Origin of the sequence: Neisseria sicca (genome assembly GCF_017753665.1) — a bacterium.
Lineage (GTDB): Bacteria > Pseudomonadota > Gammaproteobacteria > Burkholderiales > Neisseriaceae > Neisseria > Neisseria flava.
The window spans coordinates 1386630-1405508 of the sequence record NZ_CP072524.1; the positions used below are offsets into that span (position 1 = coordinate 1386630).

The following is an 18879-nucleotide window of genomic DNA, read 5'->3' on the forward strand; positions in this document are numbered from 1 at the left end:
CTTGGTGCTATTAATAATTCCTATTTACAAACAAACAGGAATAAATATGAAAAAAGTTGGTAATAAAGTAGTGGTTGTAGGCTTAGGCGCGGTCGGTGTCAGCTACGCCTATTCCATGCTCAACCAAGCCTTGTGCGACGATATGGTTTTAATCGACATCAACCGTACGCGCGCGGAAGGCGAAGCGCGCGACTTCCGCCACGGAATGCCTTATGCCGCCTCGCCCGCGCGTATTTACGTCGGCGATTACGATGATTGCTCGGATGCAGATATCGTGTGTATTTGTGCGGGCGCGGCGCAGGCTCCCGGCGAAACCCGTTTGGACTTAATCGACAAAAACCTGCGCATCTTCCGCGACATCGTTTCGAAAGTCATGGCTTCGGGCTTTGACGGTATCTTCTTGGTCGCCTCCAATCCGGTGGACGTACTGTCTTATGCCGTCCTGCGCTTTTCAGGCCTGCCCAAAGAGCGCGTTATCGGCTCGGGCACTATCCTTGACTCCGCCCGTTTCCGCGTCTGTCTGGGCAACGAATTCGACGTCGCGCCTTGGAGCGTCGATGCCATGATGATCGGCGAACACGGCGACAGCATCATTGCGCTTTGGAGTACCGCCAACATCGCCGGTATGTCGGTTCAGAAGATGTTGGAACAATCAGAAGACGGGCAGGAGCGTATGGACAAAATCTATAACAACGTGCGCAATGCCGCCTACGAAGTCATCGCCGCCAAAGGTTCGACCAGCCACGGCATCGGTATGGGCTTGAGTCGTATCTCCAACGCCATCCTGCACAATCAAGGCGTCGTGTTGCCCGTTTCTACCCTGCTTGAAGGCGAGTTCGGACAAAACGGTGTGTATATCGGCGTACCGACCGTCGTCAACCGCCAAGGCGCGGTACGCATCATTGACCTGCAACTTTCAGACGACGAAATCGAACGCTTTGCCCGCTCGGCGGAGCTGTTGAAAAGCTATCAACGCAAAGTCGATGAAATGGTCGGATAAACAGAATAGCTTCTGAATAAAACGTCGTCTGAAAACTGGAAATTTGGTTTTCAGACGACGTTTGCTATGTAGGGGAAGTTAATCCGTCAATATTGTAAAAATACCTATACCGCAGCGGAAATCCGGACTTGCAATGTTCAAAAGTGTTTGAAGATTACTTTAATGGCAGACTGACGGATTCAGGACGTGCAAGCATGACGGCACTGACCCGCCCATGAAAAAACGTCGTCTGAAAACCGCATTTCCAGTTTTCAGACGACGTTTTTTGTACGCAAACCTAAGTCCTATTTTTCTGCTTTCAACACTCTTTGCCGGCGCGTTTCGCTCAACACCATGCCTGCGCTGACGGAGACGTTCATGCTTTCGACCATGCCGAACATGGGTATCGACACCAGCATGTCGCAATGTTCGCGCGTCAGGCGGCGCATGCCTTCGCCTTCGTTGCCCATCACCCATGCCGCGCTGTCGGGCAGGTCGCAGTGATAGAGGTCGGCGTCGCCGCCCATGTCGGTGCCGATGATCCAGATGCCGTATTCTTTCAGCTCGCGCAGGGTGCGGGCGAGGTTGGTTACGGTGATGTAGGGAACGGTTTCCGCCGCGCCGCAGGCGACTTTGCTGACGGTGGCGTTCAGTCCCGCACTTTTGTCTTTCGGCGCGATGACGGCGTGTACGCCCATTGCGTCGGCGGTACGCAGGCACGCGCCGAGGTTGTGCGGGTCGGTGATACCGTCGAGTATCAGCAATAGCGGCGGTTCGCTGAGATTTTCCAATACGTCTTCGAGGTGGACGTGGTTTTTGGAAGCGTCGATAAATCCGACCACGCCCTGATGCCGCGCGCCTTTGCTGATGGCGCTGAGGCGGTCGGCGTCGGCAAAGTGTACGCGCACGTTTTCGTTTGCCGCTTTTTCCAGTACATCACGCGTGCGGGCATCGTTTTTGCCTTCTTGGATGTAGAGTTCGGTAATCGATTTCGGGTTTTGCCACAGGCGGGCGTTGACGGCGTGGAAGCCGTAGATGAGTCTTTGGTTTGCCATGATTTTGCTTTATAAAAAATTTCAGACGACGGCGGATTCGCATTTGAAGTGCAACTTTCCCTAACAGGAAAAGGCCAGTATGCGGTAGCATACGGCCTTTCCTGCAAGAAAGATTGCCATGAGCTACACGCAACTGACCCAAGACGAACGATACCACATCCAATACCTGTCCCGCCACTGCACCATCGCCGAAATCGCCAAACAGCTTAACCGACACAAAAGCACCATCAGCCGCGAAATCAGACGGCACCGCACCCAAGGGCAGCAATACAGCGCCGAAAAGGCCCAGAAGCAGAGCCGGTCTATCAAGCAGCGTAAGCGACAACCCTATAAGCTCGATTCGCAGCGGATTCAACACATCGACACCCTTATCCGCCGCAAACTCAGTCCTGAACAAGTATGCGCCTACCTGCGCAAACACCACCAAATCACGCTCCACCACAGCACCATTTACCGCTACCTTCGCCAAGACAAAAGCAACGGCGGCACGTTGTGGCAACACCTCAGAATATGCAGCAAACCCTACCGCAAACGCTACGGCAGCACATGGACCAGAGGCAAAGTGCCCAACCGTGTCGGCATAGAAAACCGACCCGCTATCGTCGACCAGAAAACCCGCATCGGCGATTGGGAAGCCGACACCATCGTCGGCAAAGGACAGAAAAGCGCATTACTGACCTTGGTCGAACGCGTTACCCGCTACACCATCATCTGCAAATTGGACAGCCTCAAAGCCGAAGACACTGCTCTGGCAGCCATTAGGGTATTAAGGGCACATAAAGCCAGAGTGCACACCATCACTATGGATAACGGCAAAGAGTTCTATCAACACACCAAAATAGCCGAAGCATTGAAGGCGAAAACCTATTTTTGCCGCCCCTACCATTCTTGGGAGAAAGGGCTGAATGAGAACACCAACGGACTCATCCGCCAATATTTCCCCAAACAAACCGATTTCCGAAACATCAGCAATCGGGAGATACGCAGGGTTCAAGATGAATTGAACCACCGGCCAAGAAAAACACTTGGCTACGAAACGCCAAGTGTTTTATTCTTGAATCTGTTCAAACCACTGATACACTAGTGTTGCACTTGAAATCCGAATCCAAGGACATTATAACAAGATAAGGTCGTCTGAAAGGGAAAGGTCGTCCCGTCAGGAGGCTGCGCACTCTGAAAACAAGTGTATCCAGTTTCACTCAAATGCAACCACCTACCGCATCAAATACCCCAACAACCCCGAACTGCCCACGCCGATCAACACGGTAACCAACATAGAAAACCTACTAGCGGCAAGCACGGTCAGCGCAATGGCAATCAACTCGTGCGGCTTGTCGGACACGAAATAAGGCGCGATGACAGAAATCAACACGCAACCCGGCGCGGCTTCCATCACAATTTGTGCACGGCGGCTTAAAGTGCGATTGCGCAAGGCGAAAAAACCGATAAGGCGGGTGGAATACGTTACCGCCAGCATGCTGGCAAACAGCAGGAACGACTGCCAAGACAGCAAATCCTTCATTCCTTCTCTCCCCAAAGATAGGCGGCAAGCAGGCCGGAAATCGCGCCCATCGGCACATACCAATGCCCGTCCACCGACAAATAAGTCCCGCACGCCACAATCAGGCTGACAAACCAAGGGCGTGCCGCCTTAAAGCTTTTCCACATTCCGCGCAGCAGCACCAAAAACACGGCGGGAAATGCCATGCCGAAGCCCCATGCCGCGACATCGCCGAACATCGGTCCGACCGCCGCGCCAAACGCCGCAAAGCCGATCCAAGTGGTGTAGAGGATGAAACACACGCCCGCATAAAACGGCATATTGAATGCCGGCAACCCCATCGCCTTGCGTTTTTGGATTTCCGCAAACGCCATCGCCCAACTTTCGTCACACATAAAAAATAACGCAGGCATGGCTTTTTTCAGCGGCATATCGCGCATATAGGGCGCGATTGCCGCCCCCATCAGAATATGGCGCGAATTAATCATGAAGGTAACGGTGGCAATGAGCAGAATCGGCAACGGGTTTACCCACAGGTTGACCGCCGCAAATTCCGAGCCGCCGGCGAAATTCATGCCCGTCATCATCAGCATTTCCAGCCAACTCATGCCCTTCTGACCGCCCTGCATACCCAATATCAACGCCCACGGCAAAAGCCCGATGAGCATGGGCGAGGTTTCTTTGATGCCGCGTAGAAATTCGGATTGCGGGGAATTGGGGTGTGTCATTTTATTGGGGAGCTTAAAGAGGGTTTGAAGATAGAAAATGAGGGAAGGTATTATACACAGTCGGACAAACTTAAAAAGGTCGTCTGAAACGGGCTTCGATAAAGCAAAAATCATCTCCGCAAGACTTTAACACTTTTTAATCCTTGACAGGCATTTCACTATGAAAATATGCTAAATTTTTGATTAAAAACATCATTATTCATTAAGATAAACATTACGTTCAGCTTCGCACGGCAACCGCCCGGTCAATATGTTTCACACAAACAACAAAGTAAGCTACAATCCCAAGCATTTCCTTCCCTTTAGAAGCAAACCCTATTGCGCCCTACAAATAAAAGGTTTTCTTATGTTACAAGGCAGTTTGGTTGCCCTGATTACACCCATGAATCAAGACGGCAGCATCCATTACGAACAACTCCGCGATTTGATCGACTGGCATATCGAAAACGGTACTGACGGCATCGTCGCCGTCGGCACGACAGGCGAATCCGCCACCCTCTCCGTCGAAGAACATTTAAGCGTAATCGAAGAAACGGTCAAACACGTCAACAAGCGCGTTCCCGTCATCGCGGGCACCGGTGCCAACAACACTCTCGAAGCCATCGCGCTCTCCCGCGCCGCCGAAAAAGCCGGCGCAGACTACACCCTCTCCGTCGTCCCCTATTACAACAAGCCCTCCCAAGAAGGCATTTACCAACATTTCAAAACCATCGCCGAAGCCACTTCGATTCCGATGATTATCTACAACGTACCCGGCCGCACCGTCGTCGGCATGACCAACGACACCATCCTGCGCCTTGCCAAAATCCCGAATATCGTCGGCGTCAAAGAAGCCAGCGGCAACATCGGCAACAATCTCGAACTGATCAAACACGCGCCCGAAGGTTTCACCATCCTTTCCGGCGACGACCCCACCGGCCTGCCCTTCATGCTCTGCGGCGGACACGGCGTCGTTACCGTTGCCGCCAATGTCGCCCCCAAACTCTTCGCCGACATGTGCCGCGCCGCCCTTGCAGGAGATATTGCGACCGCTCGTCAATTAAATGACCGCCTGATTCCGATTTATAACACTATGTTCTGCGAACCAAGCCCTGCCGCGCCCAAATGGGGCGTATCCGCGTTGGGCAAATGCGACCCTTATGTCCGCCTGCCGCTCGTTCCCCTGACCGAAGCCGGACAGGCAAAAGTCCGCGCCGCATTGCAAGAATCCGGACAACTCACCGCATAAACCGCAAAGGTCGTCTGAAAACCGTTTCCAAATTTTCAGACGACCTGCCGTTAACCCATCACATCCCACAGGAAACCAATATGGCCTATATGAAACCTGTCGTCGTAGCAATCGCCCTGATCAGCATGACTGCCTGTTCAGGCAACAAAAAAGACCTGCCCAAGCTGGATTACCAAACCCAGACCCGCAAAATCGTCAAATTAGAAGTACCGCCTGATTTGACTAACCCCGATCAAGGCAATCTTTATCAAGTACCTGCGGGCAGCGGTGCCGTCCGTGCCAGCGACCTGAGCCGCCGCACATCCGCAGCCCAACAAGCCGCGAATTCCGACGTCCTTAAATCCGTCAAAGGTGTCCGTTTGGAGCGCGACGGCAACCAACGCTGGGTTGAAGTCCAAGGTAAATCCCCTGCCGAAATTTGGCCTCTGCTGAAAGCATTCTGGCAAGAAAACGGTTTCGACATCAAATCCGAAGAACCCGGTATCGGTCAAATGGAAACCGAGTGGGCTGAAAACCGCGCGAAAATTCCTCAAGACGGCCTGCGCCGCCTCTTGGACAAAGTCGGCTTAGGCGGCATCTATTCCACCAGCGAGCGCGATAAATTTATCATCCGTATCGAACAAAGCAAAAACGGCACGACCGACGTCTTCTTCGCCCACAAAGGCATGAAAGAAGTTTACGCAGACAAAAACAAAGACACGACCACATGGCAGCCTGCCGCCAACGACCCAAATCTTGAAGCCGCCTTCCTCGCACGCTTCATGCAATATATGGGCGTCGATCAGCAACAAGCCGAAAACGCGCTGACCCAAAGCGTTGCCAAACGCAGCGGCAACGAATTGGCGCGAATCGACGGCAACACCCTGCTCGTCTCCGGCGACTACGGCCGCAACTGGCGCCGCACCGCGCTCGCCCTCGACCGCATCGGCTTGAATGTCTTAGGTCAAAACATCGAACGCCACGCCTTCTTGGTTCAACAGGCACCTAACGAAAGCGAAGCCGTTTCCACGAAAAAACCGGGCTTCTTCGGCCGTATGTTCGGCAAAGGCAAAAAAGTTGAGAAACCGGCAGCCTACCCCGAAATCATCGTATTCGTCGAGCCTATCAACGGCGGTTCACGAATCCGCCTTCTCAACAAAGACGGCAGCGCATACAACGGCAGCGATGCCTCTACGCTCATCAGTCGCCTGCATACCGAATTGCGCTAACCCGCTTTTCAAAACCTCCTGTCCGCAGGAGGTTTTTTTTGCGCTTATCAAAAGCGACAAGCAAAATACAGTCATTCCCAAAATAGACCTGTCAATTTATGATTCAAGTATAAAATGAAGACATCAGATTGATTTTAAGGACGATTGACGCTTAAACATCAGCTAAGCGAAAGGTCGTCTGAAAACAGAAATCCTGTTTTCAGACGACCTTTCGCTTAAGCTTACCGTTTGATAATATTGCTGAATATCTTGCCCATATCGTTTAAGAAACGGGGTTCGCGCTGGATCAGGTAAACAATCAGGGGGATATTGCCGATGGCGACGATCAGGTAAAGCAGGGAAATGCTGTCGAACAGCATCAAGAGTACCGCGCTTAAAATGGCAGCCGATACCATGAACACGCCATTGATAATGTTGTTGGCGGCGACGGCGTGGGCGCGGAAGGATTCGCTGCTGGCGGTTTGCAGCCAAGTGTAGAGCGGGACGGAGAAGAAGCCGCCGAAGAAGCCGATCAGCGTCATGACGAGCATGACGGGATACGCCATGCCTTGCGACAGGAACCAGGTGATGCCGTTGAGTTCGGTAAAGCGTTGTCCTTGGGTCAGCCATACCAAAATCAAGCCGAATACGGTCAAACCGGTCGTGCCGACGGTTACCAAGCCCAAGAGCAGGCGTTCGTGGCTGAGTTTGGCGCACAACACCGAGCCGGCGGCGATGCCGATGGAGAATAGGGCGAGCATGAGGTTGAAGACGTTGTCGTTGCCGCCCAAATGGATTTGCGTGAAAGTCGGCAGTTGGGTGGTGTAAACCGAGCCGATAAACCAAAACCATGAAATGCCGATGATGGATGTGAAGACGGAATCATATTGCGCGGTTTCGCGCAGGAGCGCGTGCGTACCTTTGACGATGTTCCATTCGATTTTGGTGTTGGGGGCTTTGGCGGGGACGTTAGGCATGAAGAAGCTGGTCAACGTGCCACCGATGGCGACGAGCAAGACTAAGATACCGACGACGGAGGGCGGCAAGCCTGCGACGGACGTGCCTAAAATCTGACCGAACAAAATGGCGATAAATGTTCCCGATTCGATCAGGCTGTTGCCCATAATCAGCTCTTTGTCGTTGAGGTAATCGGGCAGGATGGCGTATTTCAGCGGGCCGAACAACGTCGATTGCGCGCCCATGCAAAACAGGCAGACCAAAAGCAGCGGGGCGGACTGGATATAGAAGCCGAACGCCGCCACCGCCATGATGACAATTTCCAATACTTTGATCCATCGCGCTAAGACGGCTTTGTCGAATTTGGTGCTCAATTGTCCCGACAGCGTGGAAAACAGGAAATACGGCAGGATAAACAGCAATGCGCCCAAGTTCAGCATTTGGCTGGCGGGCAAGAAGTCGTTTTTGCCCAAACCGTAAAAGCTGATCATCACAAACAGCGCGGTTTTGAACATATTGTCGTTGAACGCGCCCAGAAACTGCGTGCCGAATAATGGGGCGAAACGGCGGCTGGTCGGGAAATTCAGATTGTCTTTTTTGATGCTCATTTTTCGGATTCTTGTTCTTCTTTTTCTATTTCGTTTTCAAGCAGTTTGTCGGTGGAATCGTCGTCCATCAGAATGCGGTGTGCCGGTCCTTCGAGATCGTCAAACTGTCCGTTTTTGCCCGACCACCAGAAAAAATAGCCGATGGCAAACGCCAAAATGATGCTGATGGGCACCAAAATAAACATACTTTCCATCACATCGCTCCGGTCAAATCGGTTAAGACGAAAGTCTGCCCCGATACGGTCAGATATTCGTTGCGCAGCGAGCCGACAAGGGCGTCGTCGAAAAACAGCTCGATACGGTCTTTCACAACGCGCCAATATTGCGGAATCTCGGTTTGCTCGAAAGGAGTCAAAGCCTCCGCCGCCACGCCTTCTTCACTTTGCAGCTTGACGGCAAAACGCCCGCTCTGCGGCTGCGTTTCGGATTCATCATCCGGCAGCATGATGAAAAAGCCCACATGGGTGCCTTGTTGCGTATGGATACTGAAATAGTGCATATCAAAGAATCTTAAAAGGCTGCCGCTGTTTTCAGACGACATAGTGAACACAAAAACTGTCTAAATGTAACAGTTTGACACGCCCCTGCAAAGGGCTTTACGCCCCCGCGTTCGACGGGTCGTCTGAAAACAAACCGTTTCCCTTTAAACATCAATATCTTCCTTTATCGTCTCCAGACTGTTCCAAGTCAAACATTAAGCCAAGCAGCCGAACCCGTTTTTTGCTAGAATAGCGCGGTTTACATTCATCAACCGATTTCAGACGACCCCGCCGAATCAGCGGCGGCAGAAGCAACAAGGAAAGCAACATTCATAAAGTTGCCGCCATTCCGAATGTAACGATAATTTTTTCTTTCATAGATTTTACGCCACCAACCGATACGGCCTGCCGCGCAGACGCTCGGCGCCGCCCTCAACGCATCCACTATGCCTGCGGGAGATGTTTGGCGGGATATCGACGACAAAGAACAGATTGCCGATACTGCCTACACAGGTCGTCTGAAACCTTCAGGAGCCACAACAAATGACCCAAAAACTCATCTTAGTTTTGAACTGCGGCAGCTCATCCCTCAAAGGCGCCGTACTGGATAACGACAACGGCGAAGTCCTGCTCAGCTGCCTTGCTGAAAAACTCAACCTGCCCGACGCTTACATCACGTTCAAAGTAAACGGCGAAAAACACAAAGTCGACCTGTCTGCCAAGCCCGACCACACCGGCGCAGTTGAAGCGCTGATGGAAGAACTCAAAGCCCACGGCCTCGACAGCCGCATCGGCGCCATTGGCCACCGCGTCGTCAGCGGCGGCGAACTGTACAGCGAATCCATCCTCGTTGACGACGAAGTTATCGCCGGCATCGAAAAATGTATTCCGCTCGCTCCGCTGCACAACCCTGCGCACCTCTTGGGTCTGCGTGCCGCACAAAGCATTTTCAAAGGTCTGCCCAACGTTGTCGTTTTCGACACCGCCTTCCACCAAACCATGCCGGAACATGCCTACACCTACGCTATTCCGCATGAACTGTATGAAAAATACGGCTTGCGTCGCTATGGCGCACACGGCACCAGCTACCGCTACGTTTCTGATGAAACCGCCCGTTTCCTCGGCAAAGACAAAAAAGACCTGCGCATGGTGATTGCCCACTTGGGTAACGGCGCATCTATTACCGCCGTCGCCAACGGCGAATCACGCGATACCAGCATGGGCCTGACCCCGCTGGAAGGCCTCGTGATGGGTACACGCAGCGGCGACATCGATCCCGCAGTGTTCAGCTTCTTGGCTGAAAATGCCAACATGACCATCGCCCAAATCACCGACATGCTGAACAAAAAATCAGGTCTGCTCGGCATCTCAGGTTTGTCCAACGACTGCCGTACCATCGAAGAAGAAGCCGCCAACGGCCACGCAGGTGCTAAACTGGCTCTGGAAATCTTCATCTACCGCCTCGCCAAATACATCGGCAGCATGGCTGTCGCAGCCGGCGGTCTTGACGCACTCGTTTTCACCGGCGGTATCGGCGAAAACTCCGACATCATCCGCGAGCGCGTACTCGGCTACTTGGGCTTCCTCGGTCTGAAAGCCGACCACGAATCCAACCTGAAAGCCCGCTTCGGTAACGCAGGCGTGATTACGACTGCCGACAGCGCAGCCGTCGCCGTTGTGATTCCGACCAACGAAGAATTGATGATCGCACACGACACCGCCCGTCTGAGCGGCCTGTAATACAGCGCATCATCCGATAAAAAACCTGCCGAAAACGGCAGGTTTTTTTGTTGCTGACTGTTTTCAGAAAACCTATTTCAGACGACCTTGGATTCGGATTTCAAGTGCAACACTAGTGTATCAGTGGTTTGAACAGATTCAAGAATAAAACACTTGGCGTTTCGTAGCCAAGTGTTTTTCTTGGCCGGTGGTTCAACTCATCTTGAACCCTGCGTATCTCCCGATTGCTGATGTTTCGGAAATCGGTTTGTTTGGGGAAATATTGGCGGATGAGTCCGTTGGTGTTCTCATTCAGCCCTTTCTCCCAAGAATGGTAGGGGCGGCAAAAATAGGTTTTCGCCTTCAATGCTTCGGCTATTTTGGTGTGTTGATAGAACTCTTTGCCGTTATCCATAGTGATGGTGTGCACTCTGGCTTTATGTGCCTTTAATGCCCTAACGGCTGCCAGAGCAGTGTCTTCGGCTTTGAGGCTATCCAATTTGCAGACGATGGTGTAGCGGGTAACGCGTTCGACCAAGGTCAGTAATGCGCTTTTCTGTCCTTTGCCGACGATGGTGTCGGCTTCCCAATCGCCGATGCGGGTTTTCTGGTCGACGATAGCGGGTCGGTTTTCTATGCCGACACGGTTGGGCACTTTGCCTCTGGTCCATGTGCTGCCGTAGCGTTTGCGGTAGGGTTTGCTGCATATTCTGAGATGTTGCCACAAGGTGCCGCCGTTGCTTTTGTCTTGGCGAAGGTAGCGGTAAATGGTGCTGTGGTGGAGCGTGATTTGGTGGTGTTTGCGCAGGTAGGCGCATACTTGTTCAGGACTGAGTTTGCGGCGGATAAGGGTGTCGATGTGTTGAATCCGCTGCGAATCGAGCTTATAGAGTTGTCGCTTACGCTGTTTGATAGTCTGGCTTTGCCGCTGGGCTTTTTCGGCGCTGTATTGCTGCCCTTGGGTGCGGTGCCGTTTAATTTCGCGGCTGATGGTGCTTTTGTGGCGGTTAAGCTGTTTGGCGATTTCGGCGATGGTGCAGTGGCGGGACAGGTATTGGATGTGGCATCGTTCGTCTTGGGTCAGTTGCGTGTAGCTCATGGCAATCTTTCTTGCAGGAAAGGCCGTATGCTACCGCATACTGGCCTTTTTCTGTTAGGGAAAGTTGCACTTCAAATGCGAATCCGCCGACTTAATTTTGAAAGTGTTGTAAATAAAATAATAAAAATCAGATGTATAAAATTTCAATAAGAAAAATTTGAATAAATATAGAAAATCTTATTTAAACTACAAAAAATCTTAGTTATAATCAGCATATCTAAAGTTAGCCGCCGATGTGCGGTCGATTTACTAAGGAATACTACCATGCTGTTGGCACTTTCCCTGCGCGATTTTGTCATTGTTGAAAACCTCAATCTGGATTTCCAAAGCGGTTTTACCGTTTTGACCGGCGAGACAGGCGCGGGCAAATCGATTACGTTGGACGCAATCGGGCTTCTGTTGGGCGATAAGGCAGATTACAGCCAAGTCCGCAGTGGCGCGAAGGAAGCGCAGTTGTCGGCATTGTTCGATATCAGCCTTTTGCCCGAGCTTAAAGCCCAATTGCAGGAGCAGGGTTTTTTGGACGAAGACTCGGAAGAACTCAGTATCCGCCGCATCATCGATGCCAAAGGGAAAAGCCGCAGCTTTATCAACAATCAGGCAGCCACGCTGGCGCAGCTTAAAGCAATCGGCGGGCAGCTTATCGACATCCACGGGCAAAACGCCCACCATTCCCTCAATCAAGAATCCGCCCAGCGCGAATTGTTGGACGCATTTGCAGGTAGTAAGGCGCAGGCGGAAACCGTCAGACAGCTTTATCAAAACTGGGTCAATGCGAAAAAAGCCCTCCAAGAGGCGCAGGAACACGCCGAGACCATCATTATCGAGCGTGAGCGTTTGGAATGGCAGTTCAACGAATTGAACCAGTTGGATGTCAAACAAGGCGAATGGGAAGCACTCAGCCAAAGCCACGACAGCCTTGCCCATTCCGCCGAATTGCTGCAAGCCGCCGAAGAAGTCGGCGACTACATTGATGGCGACAACGGCATCCAACGTCAAATTTATCAATGCCAAAAACTGTTGACCAATCTGCAAAACATCGAGCCGCGTTTCGCCGAGAGCCTGAATATGCTGTCGAGCATTGAAGCCGAACTGGGCGAAATCAGTGCCAATATGCGCGACGTCGCAGGCCGCAGCGATATCGATCCCAATGAGTTGGCGGCGCAGGAACAGCGCATGGGCGAGCTGATGGGAATGGCGCGGAAATACCGCATTGAGCCTGAAGCCTTGCCGCAAAAGCTGGCTGAAATCGACGAGCGCCTGCAAAGCCTGCAAGCCGCTGCCGATTTGGAAGCGTTGACGCAAACCGTTGCCCGCAACCTTGCCGAATATCAGGAAGCCGCACATGTTCTTTCAGCCATGCGCCATCAGGCGGCGGGCAGATTGGGCGAGGAAACGACCGGACATATGCAGCATCTCGCCATGAAAGGCGCGCGTTTCGACATCGTCCTGCTGCCGTCTTCCCCGACGGCGCACGGTTTGGAGCAGGTACAGTTCCAAGTTGCCGCCAACAAAGGCAATCCGTCCCGTCCACTGAACAAAGTCGCGTCCGGCGGCGAACTTGCCCGTATCAGCCTTGCCTTGCAGGTTGTGACCAGCCAATACACGCAAGTTCCCACGCTGATTTTTGACGAAGTCGATACCGGTATCGGCGGCGGCGTGGCAGAAATGGTCGGCAAAGCCCTGCGTGCTTTGGGTAAAAAACATCAGGTGCTCGCCGTGACCCACCTGCCACAAGTCGCTTCCTGCGGTGAAAACCATTGGCAGGTACGCAAACACAGCGAAGGCGAACAAACCGTCAGCGAAATCAGCGTGTTGGATCACCAGCAGCGCATCGAAGAAATCGCCCGTATGCTTGGCGGCGAAATCATTACCGACACGACCCGCAGCCACGCGGCAGAGTTGATCAGCCTTGCCGCCGCTTAAACGCAAAATAGAGAGAGGTCGTCTGAAAAGGAAGTTTGTGTAACCATTCACAAACCGCTTTTCAGACGACCTTTTTGCCAAATCGCCCGCGCCCTTTCAGACGACCTCAATACAAGGTATGATTACGTCGTTTGTTTATAAGGAAGTTCCCATGAAAGTCCTGTTTATTGCCGATCCGATGGCAAGTTTCAAAACCTACAAAGACACCACCTACGCCATGATGCGCGAGATGGCAAAACGCGGCTGGCAGCTTTTCCATACCTTGAGCAGCGAATTGTCCGTACAGCAAGGATTGGTGACCGCTCAAGCTGCGCCGTTTGAATTTCTCGGCGCGAAAAACGACGATGACCATGAATGGTTTAAAGCGGCAGACAAAGTTCAGACGACCTTGAAAGACTTCGATGCCGTCATTATGCGCACCGACCCGCCGTTCGATATGCAATACCTCTACGCCACCCAATTCCTGACGCTGGCGGAACAGCAGGGCGCGAAGGTCTTTAACAGCGGACAGGCAATGCGCGACTTCAATGAAAAGCTGGCGATTTTGAACTTCAGCCAGTTCACCGCACCTACGCTGGTCACGACCCGTTCCGCAGATGTCCGCGCATTTTTGAAAGAACACGGCGACATCATCATCAAACCGCTCGACGGCATGGGCGGCATGGGCATTTTCCGCCTGACCGAAAAAGACCCAAATATCGGCAGTATCCTCGAAACCCTGATGCAGCTTGATTCCCGCACCATCATGGCGCAACGCTACATTCCCGAAATCATCCACGGCGACAAACGCATCCTGATTATCGGCGGCGAAGTCGTTCCCTATGCTTTAGCGCGTATTCCGCAACACGGCGAAACACGTGGCAATCTGGCGGCAGGCGGGCGCGGCGTGGCGCAGGAATTGAGCGACCGCGACCGCGAAATCGCCGAAACCCTCGCCCCTGAACTCAAACGCCGCGGCATCCTACTGGCAGGTTTGGACGTCATCGGCAGCAATCTGACCGAAGTCAACGTGACCAGCCCGACCGGTTTCCAAGAAATCATGAAACAAAAAAACTTCGACGTCGCCACGATGTTTGCCGACGCTGTCGAAGCTTGGTCCAAACAATAATCCCAAAAGGTCGTCTGAAATCCGAATCCGTTTTATCGAAACCCGCTTCGCTCGTTTTCAGACGGCCTCTTTTTACAAATATAAATATTGATACAAACATTACTTATGAAACCATCTTCTTACGCTGCCGATAAAAAAGGCAAAAGCGGCATCAAACGCATCATCAACGCATTCGGCTATTCCAAAGACGGGCTTGCCGCCGCCTACCGCTATGAAAGCGCGTTCCGCCAAGTATTGTGGCTGAACCTGATTTTGATTGTCTTGACCTTCATCCTCAATTTCGACTCCGCGACCAAAATGCTGCTGATTATCGCGTCGTTTGTTTCGCTGATTACCGAATTGTTCAACACCGCCGTCGAAGCTGCCGTCGATCACACGTCCACTGAAAAACACGAATTAGCAAAACGCGCCAAAGATGCCGGATCTGCCGCGCAATTACTCGCTTTGACGATGTTGGGCATCGTGTGGGCGATTGCATTGTGGCGCGAGTATGTTTGAATTTACTTTGAGATGATTTATACTTACTAAGTATTAATTCTCATGAATTAATTTGAATCATTTTGTTTAATCTGAGTCAAAGCATTCAGACGACCATTGCATGTAGGATGAGAACAGTATTACCGACATGCAATGTCACGCGGAAAGCTTTTGCCGCAACAAAACCACCCATTTCATCATAAAGGAGCAATACATGAAAAAATTATTGGCAACCCTGATCGCAGCAGGTTTGGTATCCACCGCTTCCGCAGCCGGTGTTCACGTTGAAGACGGTTGGGCGCGTTCTACTGTCGAAGGCATGAAAATGGGCGGCGCGTTCATGAAAATCCACAACGATGAAGCCAAAAAAGACTTCTTGGTCGGCGGCAGCAGCCCGGTAGCCGAGCGCGTTGAAGTGCATACCCATGTCAACGACAACGGCGTGATGCGCATGCGCGAAGTCAAAGGCGGCATCCCGCTGGAAGCAAAAGGCGTAACCGAGCTGAAACCGGGCAGCTACCACGTTATGTTCATGGGTCTGAAAAAACCGCTGAAAGAAGGCGAAAAAGTACCTGTTACCCTGAAATTCAAAAATGCCAAACCTCAAACCGTACAATTGGAAGTGAAAACCGCGCCGCAATCCGGCATGGATCATGATCACGGCCATGGTCACGGTGGCGCGCATCAACACTAATCGTTCATAGTTTGAATTCAAAAGGTCGTCTGAATATTTTCAGACGACCTTTTTGTTATTTGGGTTGGACAAATTCAATCATTACTTGCAATATGAAATTCATCCGAACGCCATTGCTCTTTTAGGGCCTTCCTTATCCCTTCATCAAAATGTGCTAAAATCCGCCTTTAAAAACTGCTGTTTCCTACCCATATTCCCTTCATGGACATTACTCAACAACCTTCAAACATCATCGTCGGGCTCTCCGGCGGTGTCGATTCCTCCGTAACCGCCGCCTTGCTTAAACAGCAGGGTTATCAGGTGCGCGGTGTGTTTATGCAAAACTGGGAGGACGACGACAATGACGAATATTGCAGCATCAAGCAAGACTCTTTCGATGCCATTGCCGTCGCCGACATCATCGGTATCGACATCGACATCGTCAATTTCGCCGCCCAATACAAAGACAACGTATTCGCTTATTTCCTCAAAGAATACAGCGCGGGACGCACGCCGAATCCGGATGTGTTGTGCAACGCCGAAATCAAATTCAAATGCTTTTTGGACTACGCCATAGAACAGGGCGCGGACACCATCGCCACCGGCCACTATGCACGCAAAGAAGTCCGAAACGGCGTGCATTACCTGCTCAAAGGCCTCGACCGAAACAAAGACCAAAGCTATTTCCTCTACCGCCTCAAGCCTTTCCAACTCGAACGCGCGATTTTCCCGTTGGGCGATTTGGAAAAACCTGAAGTCCGCCGCCTTGCCACCGAATTCAATTTGCCGACTGCCGCCAAAAAAGACAGTACCGGCATCTGCTTCATCGGCGAACGTCCGTTCCGCGAGTTCTTGCAAAAATACCTGCCGACCAACAACGGCAAAATGGTGACGCCTGAAGGCAAAACCGTCGGCGAACACGTCGGGCTGATGTTCTACACGCTCGGACAGCGCAAAGGATTGGGCATTGGCGGTGCGGGCGAGCCGTGGTTTGTCGCCGCGAAGGATTTGACGAAAAACGAACTCATCGTCGTACAAGGTCATGACCATCCGCTGCTCTATACCCGCAGCCTCATCATGAACGATTTGAGTTTCACCCTGCCCGCACGCCCGAAAGAAGGGCGCTACACCTGCAAAACCCGCTACCGCATGGCGGATGCGCCCTGCGAATTGCGTTATCTCGATGATGACACGGTCGAGCTGGTGTTCGACGAACCACAATGGGCGGTAACGCCCGGTCAATCCGCCGTGCTGTACGACGGCGACGTCTGCTTGGGCGGCGGCATTATCATGTCCACCGACAAGCCCGTCATTATTACCGCTTGAATAAAAAAGATAAAAGGTCGTCTGAAAGCTACTGCGGCAGGTTTGTTCCCGCCTTTTCAGACGACCTCAAGACAACCATAAAACCAACGAAATAAGATTATTTATATGGAAAAACTCTGGCTCAACAGCTACGAACAAGGCGTCAATGCCGAAATCGACATCACGCAATACAGTTCAATCAGCGACGTATTCCGTCAAAGCGTTGAAAAATTCGCGCATCAACCCGCGTTTCAAAACATGGGCAAAACGCTCACTTACGCCGAGGTCGGCAAGCTGGCGGAAAATTTCGCCTCCTATCTGCAAAACGTCCTGAAGCTGCCGCGCGGCGAGCGCGTGGCGATTATGCTGCCCAACCTGCTGCAATACCCGATTGCGCTTTTCGGCATCCTGCAGGCGGGGCTGGTGGCGGTGAACACCAATCCGCTCTATACCCCGCGCGAGCTGGAGCATCAGTTGAAAGACAGCGGTGCGACCACCATCATCGTTTTGGAAAATTTTGCCAACACGCTGGAGCTGGTGCTGCCGCGCACGCAAATCAAACACGTCATCGTCGCTTCTGTCGGAGAAATGTTCGGCTTCTTCAAAGGCACACTGATGAATTTCGTGCTGCGCAAAATCAAAAAAATGGTGCCCGAATACCGTATTTCCGGCGCCATCCCTTTTCAGACGACCCTGAAAGAGGGTGCGGCACATACCTTCCGCCCCGTTACCCTGACCCGCGAAGATACCGCGCTGTTGCAATATACGGGCGGAACGACTGGCGTCGCAAAAGGCGCCGTCCTCAGCCACGGCAACATCTGCGCCAATATGCTGCAGGCGAAAGAATGGATTAAGAACCAACTGCGCGAAGGTAAAGAAACCGTCATCGCCGCGCTGCCGCTTTACCACATCTTCGCCCTGACGGTGAACCTGATGATTTTTACCAACGCCGGTTCCAAAATCATCCTGATTACCAACCCGCGCGACATGAAAGGCTTTATCGGCGAACTCAAAAAAGAGCGCATCAGCGTCTTCATCGGCGTGAACACTTTGTTTAACGGCATGGTCAACCAACCCGATTTCGCCGCCGTCGATTTCTCCAACCTGCGCCTGACTTTGGGCGGCGGCATGGCGACTCAAAAAGCCGTCGCAGAAAAATGGAAAAAAATCACCGGTACGCCCATCGTTGAAGCCTACGGCCTGACCGAAGCCAGCCCCGGCGTGTGCTGCAACCCGCTCAATATCGAAGCGTACAGCGGCGGCATCGGATTGCCCGTTCCCTCCACCGAAGTCGAATTGCGCGATGCGGATGGCAAAGAAGTCCCCATCGGACAGCCGGGCGAACTTTGGGTGCGCGGCCCGCAAGTGATGAAAGGCTATTGGAACCGTCCCGAAGAAACCGCCAAAACCATAGATGCGCGCGGCTTTTTGGAAACCGGCGACATCGCCGTGATGGACGAAAAAGGCTGGCTGAAACTGGTTGACCGTAAAAAAGACCTCATCGTCGTTTCCGGTTTTAACGTTTATCCGAACGAAATCGAAGAAGTCGTTTCGCACAACGATAAAGTCATGGAAGTCGCCTGTATCGGCGTGCCCAACGAAAAAACAGGCGAAGCCCTCAAAGTCTTCGTCGTCAAAAAAGACCCAAGCCTGACCAAAGAAGAACTCATCGAATTCTGCCGTACCGAGCTGACCGCTTATAAAGTGCCGAAAGACATCGAGTTCCGTGACGAACTGCCCAAGTCCAACGTCGGCAAAATTCTGCGCCGCGAGCTTCGCGAACAAGCGCAAAACAAATAACACCGAAAGGTCGTCTGAAAAGCATCCCGCACCTTTCAGACGACCTTTAA

At 52.3% G+C, this 18879-nt stretch carries 19 protein-coding genes; 11 read left to right on the plus strand and 8 right to left on the minus strand.

Translation table 11 applies throughout. From position 1 onward, the window contains the following. Positions 1-46: 46 nt before the first annotated feature. Positions 47-1000, plus strand: coding sequence for an L-lactate dehydrogenase (locus J7445_RS06535; RefSeq protein ID WP_209282789.1), 954 nt, complete (start codon positions 47-49; stop codon positions 998-1000). Between the two features lie 284 nt (positions 1001-1284). Here J7445_RS06535 and rlmB read toward each other — a convergent pair whose 3' ends face one another. Continuing rightward, complete coding sequence (gene rlmB / locus J7445_RS06540) at positions 1285-2034, minus strand: 23S rRNA (guanosine(2251)-2'-O)-methyltransferase RlmB (protein ID WP_209282790.1); 750 nt, start codon at positions 2032-2034, stop codon at positions 1285-1287. A 118-nt stretch (positions 2035-2152) separates the two neighbouring features. Here rlmB and J7445_RS06545 point away from each other — a divergent pair, with 118 nt between their 5' ends. Continuing rightward, positions 2153-3118 (plus strand): IS30 family transposase, encoded by a 966-nt coding sequence (locus tag J7445_RS06545; RefSeq protein WP_209282791.1) that lies wholly within the window; start codon positions 2153-2155, stop codon positions 3116-3118. Between the two features lie 129 nt (positions 3119-3247). On the opposite strand, the gene J7445_RS06550 is transcribed toward J7445_RS06545, so the two are convergent. Next, entirely contained in the window at positions 3248-3556 is a 309-nt protein-coding gene (locus tag J7445_RS06550) for an AzlD family protein (protein WP_003740656.1), read from the minus strand. Beyond that, entirely contained in the window at positions 3553-4263 is a 711-nt protein-coding gene (locus J7445_RS06555) for an AzlC family ABC transporter permease (RefSeq protein WP_209282792.1), read from the minus strand. The genes J7445_RS06550 and J7445_RS06555 overlap by 4 nt, the downstream gene beginning before the upstream one ends. A 346-nt stretch (positions 4264-4609) precedes the next feature. On the opposite strand from J7445_RS06555, the gene dapA reads away from it, so the two are divergent. Next, positions 4610-5491 carry a 4-hydroxy-tetrahydrodipicolinate synthase gene (gene dapA, locus J7445_RS06560; protein ID WP_019270225.1) on the plus strand — a complete coding sequence of 294 codons (882 nt, stop codon included), beginning with the start codon at positions 4610-4612 and terminating at the stop codon, positions 5489-5491. A gap of 80 nt (positions 5492-5571) precedes the next feature. Further along, complete coding sequence (bamC, locus tag J7445_RS06565) at positions 5572-6699, plus strand: outer membrane protein assembly factor BamC (protein WP_070655249.1); 1128 nt, start codon at positions 5572-5574, stop codon at positions 6697-6699. Between the two features lie 221 nt (positions 6700-6920). On the opposite strand, the gene J7445_RS06570 is transcribed toward bamC, so the two are convergent. From J7445_RS06570 to J7445_RS06585, 4 genes are all read right to left on the minus strand, one after another. Next, positions 6921-8243, minus strand: a complete 1323-nt coding sequence (locus J7445_RS06570) for an MFS transporter (protein ID WP_209282793.1) — start codon at positions 8241-8243, stop codon at positions 6921-6923. Beyond that, a complete protein-coding gene (gene ccoS, locus J7445_RS06575) occupies positions 8240-8437 on the minus strand; it encodes a cbb3-type cytochrome oxidase assembly protein CcoS (RefSeq protein ID WP_003744897.1) in 198 nt (65 codons plus the stop codon). Before ccoS ends, J7445_RS06570 begins: the two co-directional genes overlap by 4 nt. Next, on the minus strand, positions 8437-8742 hold the full coding sequence (locus J7445_RS06580) for an HLGFF motif protein (RefSeq protein WP_209282794.1): 306 nt from the start codon (positions 8740-8742) through the stop codon (positions 8437-8439). The genes ccoS and J7445_RS06580 overlap by 1 nt, the downstream gene beginning before the upstream one ends. A gap of 248 nt (positions 8743-8990) precedes the next feature. Further along, on the minus strand, positions 8991-9206 hold the full coding sequence (locus tag J7445_RS06585; protein ID WP_180949637.1) for a hypothetical protein: 216 nt from the start codon (positions 9204-9206) through the stop codon (positions 8991-8993). Between the two features lie 59 nt (positions 9207-9265). Between J7445_RS06585 and J7445_RS06590 the strand changes: the two genes are divergently transcribed. Then, positions 9266-10462, plus strand: coding sequence for an acetate kinase (locus J7445_RS06590; RefSeq protein ID WP_209282795.1), 1197 nt, complete (start codon positions 9266-9268; stop codon positions 10460-10462). 112 nt (positions 10463-10574) lie between these two features. On the opposite strand, the gene J7445_RS06595 is transcribed toward J7445_RS06590, so the two are convergent. After that, a complete protein-coding gene (locus J7445_RS06595) occupies positions 10575-11540 on the minus strand; it encodes an IS30 family transposase (protein ID WP_209282796.1) in 966 nt (321 codons plus the stop codon). Positions 11541-11804: 264 nt separating this feature from the next. On the opposite strand from J7445_RS06595, the gene recN reads away from it, so the two are divergent. The 6 genes from recN (at position 11805) to J7445_RS06625 (ending at position 18829) form a co-directional block, all read left to right on the plus strand. Beyond that, positions 11805-13466 carry a DNA repair protein RecN gene (gene recN, locus J7445_RS06600; RefSeq protein WP_209282797.1) on the plus strand — a complete coding sequence of 554 codons (1662 nt, stop codon included), beginning with the start codon at positions 11805-11807 and terminating at the stop codon, positions 13464-13466. Between the two features lie 151 nt (positions 13467-13617). Next, positions 13618-14574, plus strand: coding sequence for a glutathione synthase (gshB, locus tag J7445_RS06605; protein ID WP_209282798.1), 957 nt, complete (start codon positions 13618-13620; stop codon positions 14572-14574). A 105-nt stretch (positions 14575-14679) separates the two neighbouring features. Then, positions 14680-15072: a diacylglycerol kinase gene (locus J7445_RS06610; RefSeq protein WP_209282799.1), complete on the plus strand. Its 393-nt coding sequence runs from the start codon at positions 14680-14682 to the stop codon at positions 15070-15072. Positions 15073-15265: 193 nt separating this feature from the next. Then, complete coding sequence (locus tag J7445_RS06615) at positions 15266-15745, plus strand: copper chaperone PCu(A)C (RefSeq protein ID WP_209282800.1); 480 nt, start codon at positions 15266-15268, stop codon at positions 15743-15745. Between the two features lie 201 nt (positions 15746-15946). Next, positions 15947-17050, plus strand: a complete 1104-nt coding sequence (mnmA, locus tag J7445_RS06620; protein ID WP_209282801.1) for a tRNA 2-thiouridine(34) synthase MnmA — start codon at positions 15947-15949, stop codon at positions 17048-17050. 105 nt (positions 17051-17155) lie between these two features. Further along, entirely contained in the window at positions 17156-18829 is a 1674-nt protein-coding gene (locus J7445_RS06625) for an AMP-binding protein (protein ID WP_209282802.1), read from the plus strand. Positions 18830-18879 lie beyond the last annotated feature (50 nt).

Excerpts from the sequence above, each read along its gene's own strand:
- rlmB (WP_209282790.1), bottom strand. The coding sequence starts at position 2,034 with ATGGCAAACCAAAGACTCATCTACGGCTTCCACGCCGTCAACGCCCGC.
- recN (WP_209282797.1), top strand. The coding sequence starts at position 11,805 with ATGCTGTTGGCACTTTCCCTGCGCGATTTTGTCATTGTTGAAAACCTC.
- J7445_RS06545 (WP_209282791.1), top strand. The coding sequence starts at position 2,153 with ATGAGCTACACGCAACTGACCCAAGACGAACGATACCACATCCAATAC.
- J7445_RS06550 (WP_003740656.1), bottom strand. The coding sequence starts at position 3,556 with ATGAAGGATTTGCTGTCTTGGCAGTCGTTCCTGCTGTTTGCCAGCATG.
- J7445_RS06555 (WP_209282792.1), bottom strand. The coding sequence starts at position 4,263 with ATGACACACCCCAATTCCCCGCAATCCGAATTTCTACGCGGCATCAAA.
- ccoS (WP_003744897.1), bottom strand. The coding sequence starts at position 8,437 with ATGGAAAGTATGTTTATTTTGGTGCCCATCAGCATCATTTTGGCGTTT.
- J7445_RS06535 (WP_209282789.1), top strand. The coding sequence starts at position 47 with ATGAAAAAAGTTGGTAATAAAGTAGTGGTTGTAGGCTTAGGCGCGGTC.
- J7445_RS06590 (WP_209282795.1), top strand. The coding sequence starts at position 9,266 with ATGACCCAAAAACTCATCTTAGTTTTGAACTGCGGCAGCTCATCCCTC.
- J7445_RS06625 (WP_209282802.1), top strand. The coding sequence starts at position 17,156 with ATGGAAAAACTCTGGCTCAACAGCTACGAACAAGGCGTCAATGCCGAA.
- mnmA (WP_209282801.1), top strand. The coding sequence starts at position 15,947 with ATGGACATTACTCAACAACCTTCAAACATCATCGTCGGGCTCTCCGGC.
- bamC (WP_070655249.1), top strand. The coding sequence starts at position 5,572 with ATGGCCTATATGAAACCTGTCGTCGTAGCAATCGCCCTGATCAGCATG.
- J7445_RS06610 (WP_209282799.1), top strand. The coding sequence starts at position 14,680 with ATGAAACCATCTTCTTACGCTGCCGATAAAAAAGGCAAAAGCGGCATC.
- J7445_RS06570 (WP_209282793.1), bottom strand. The coding sequence starts at position 8,243 with ATGAGCATCAAAAAAGACAATCTGAATTTCCCGACCAGCCGCCGTTTC.
- dapA (WP_019270225.1), top strand. The coding sequence starts at position 4,610 with ATGTTACAAGGCAGTTTGGTTGCCCTGATTACACCCATGAATCAAGAC.
- J7445_RS06615 (WP_209282800.1), top strand. The coding sequence starts at position 15,266 with ATGAAAAAATTATTGGCAACCCTGATCGCAGCAGGTTTGGTATCCACC.
- J7445_RS06595 (WP_209282796.1), bottom strand. The coding sequence starts at position 11,540 with ATGAGCTACACGCAACTGACCCAAGACGAACGATGCCACATCCAATAC.
- gshB (WP_209282798.1), top strand. The coding sequence starts at position 13,618 with ATGAAAGTCCTGTTTATTGCCGATCCGATGGCAAGTTTCAAAACCTAC.
- J7445_RS06580 (WP_209282794.1), bottom strand. The coding sequence starts at position 8,742 with ATGCACTATTTCAGTATCCATACGCAACAAGGCACCCATGTGGGCTTT.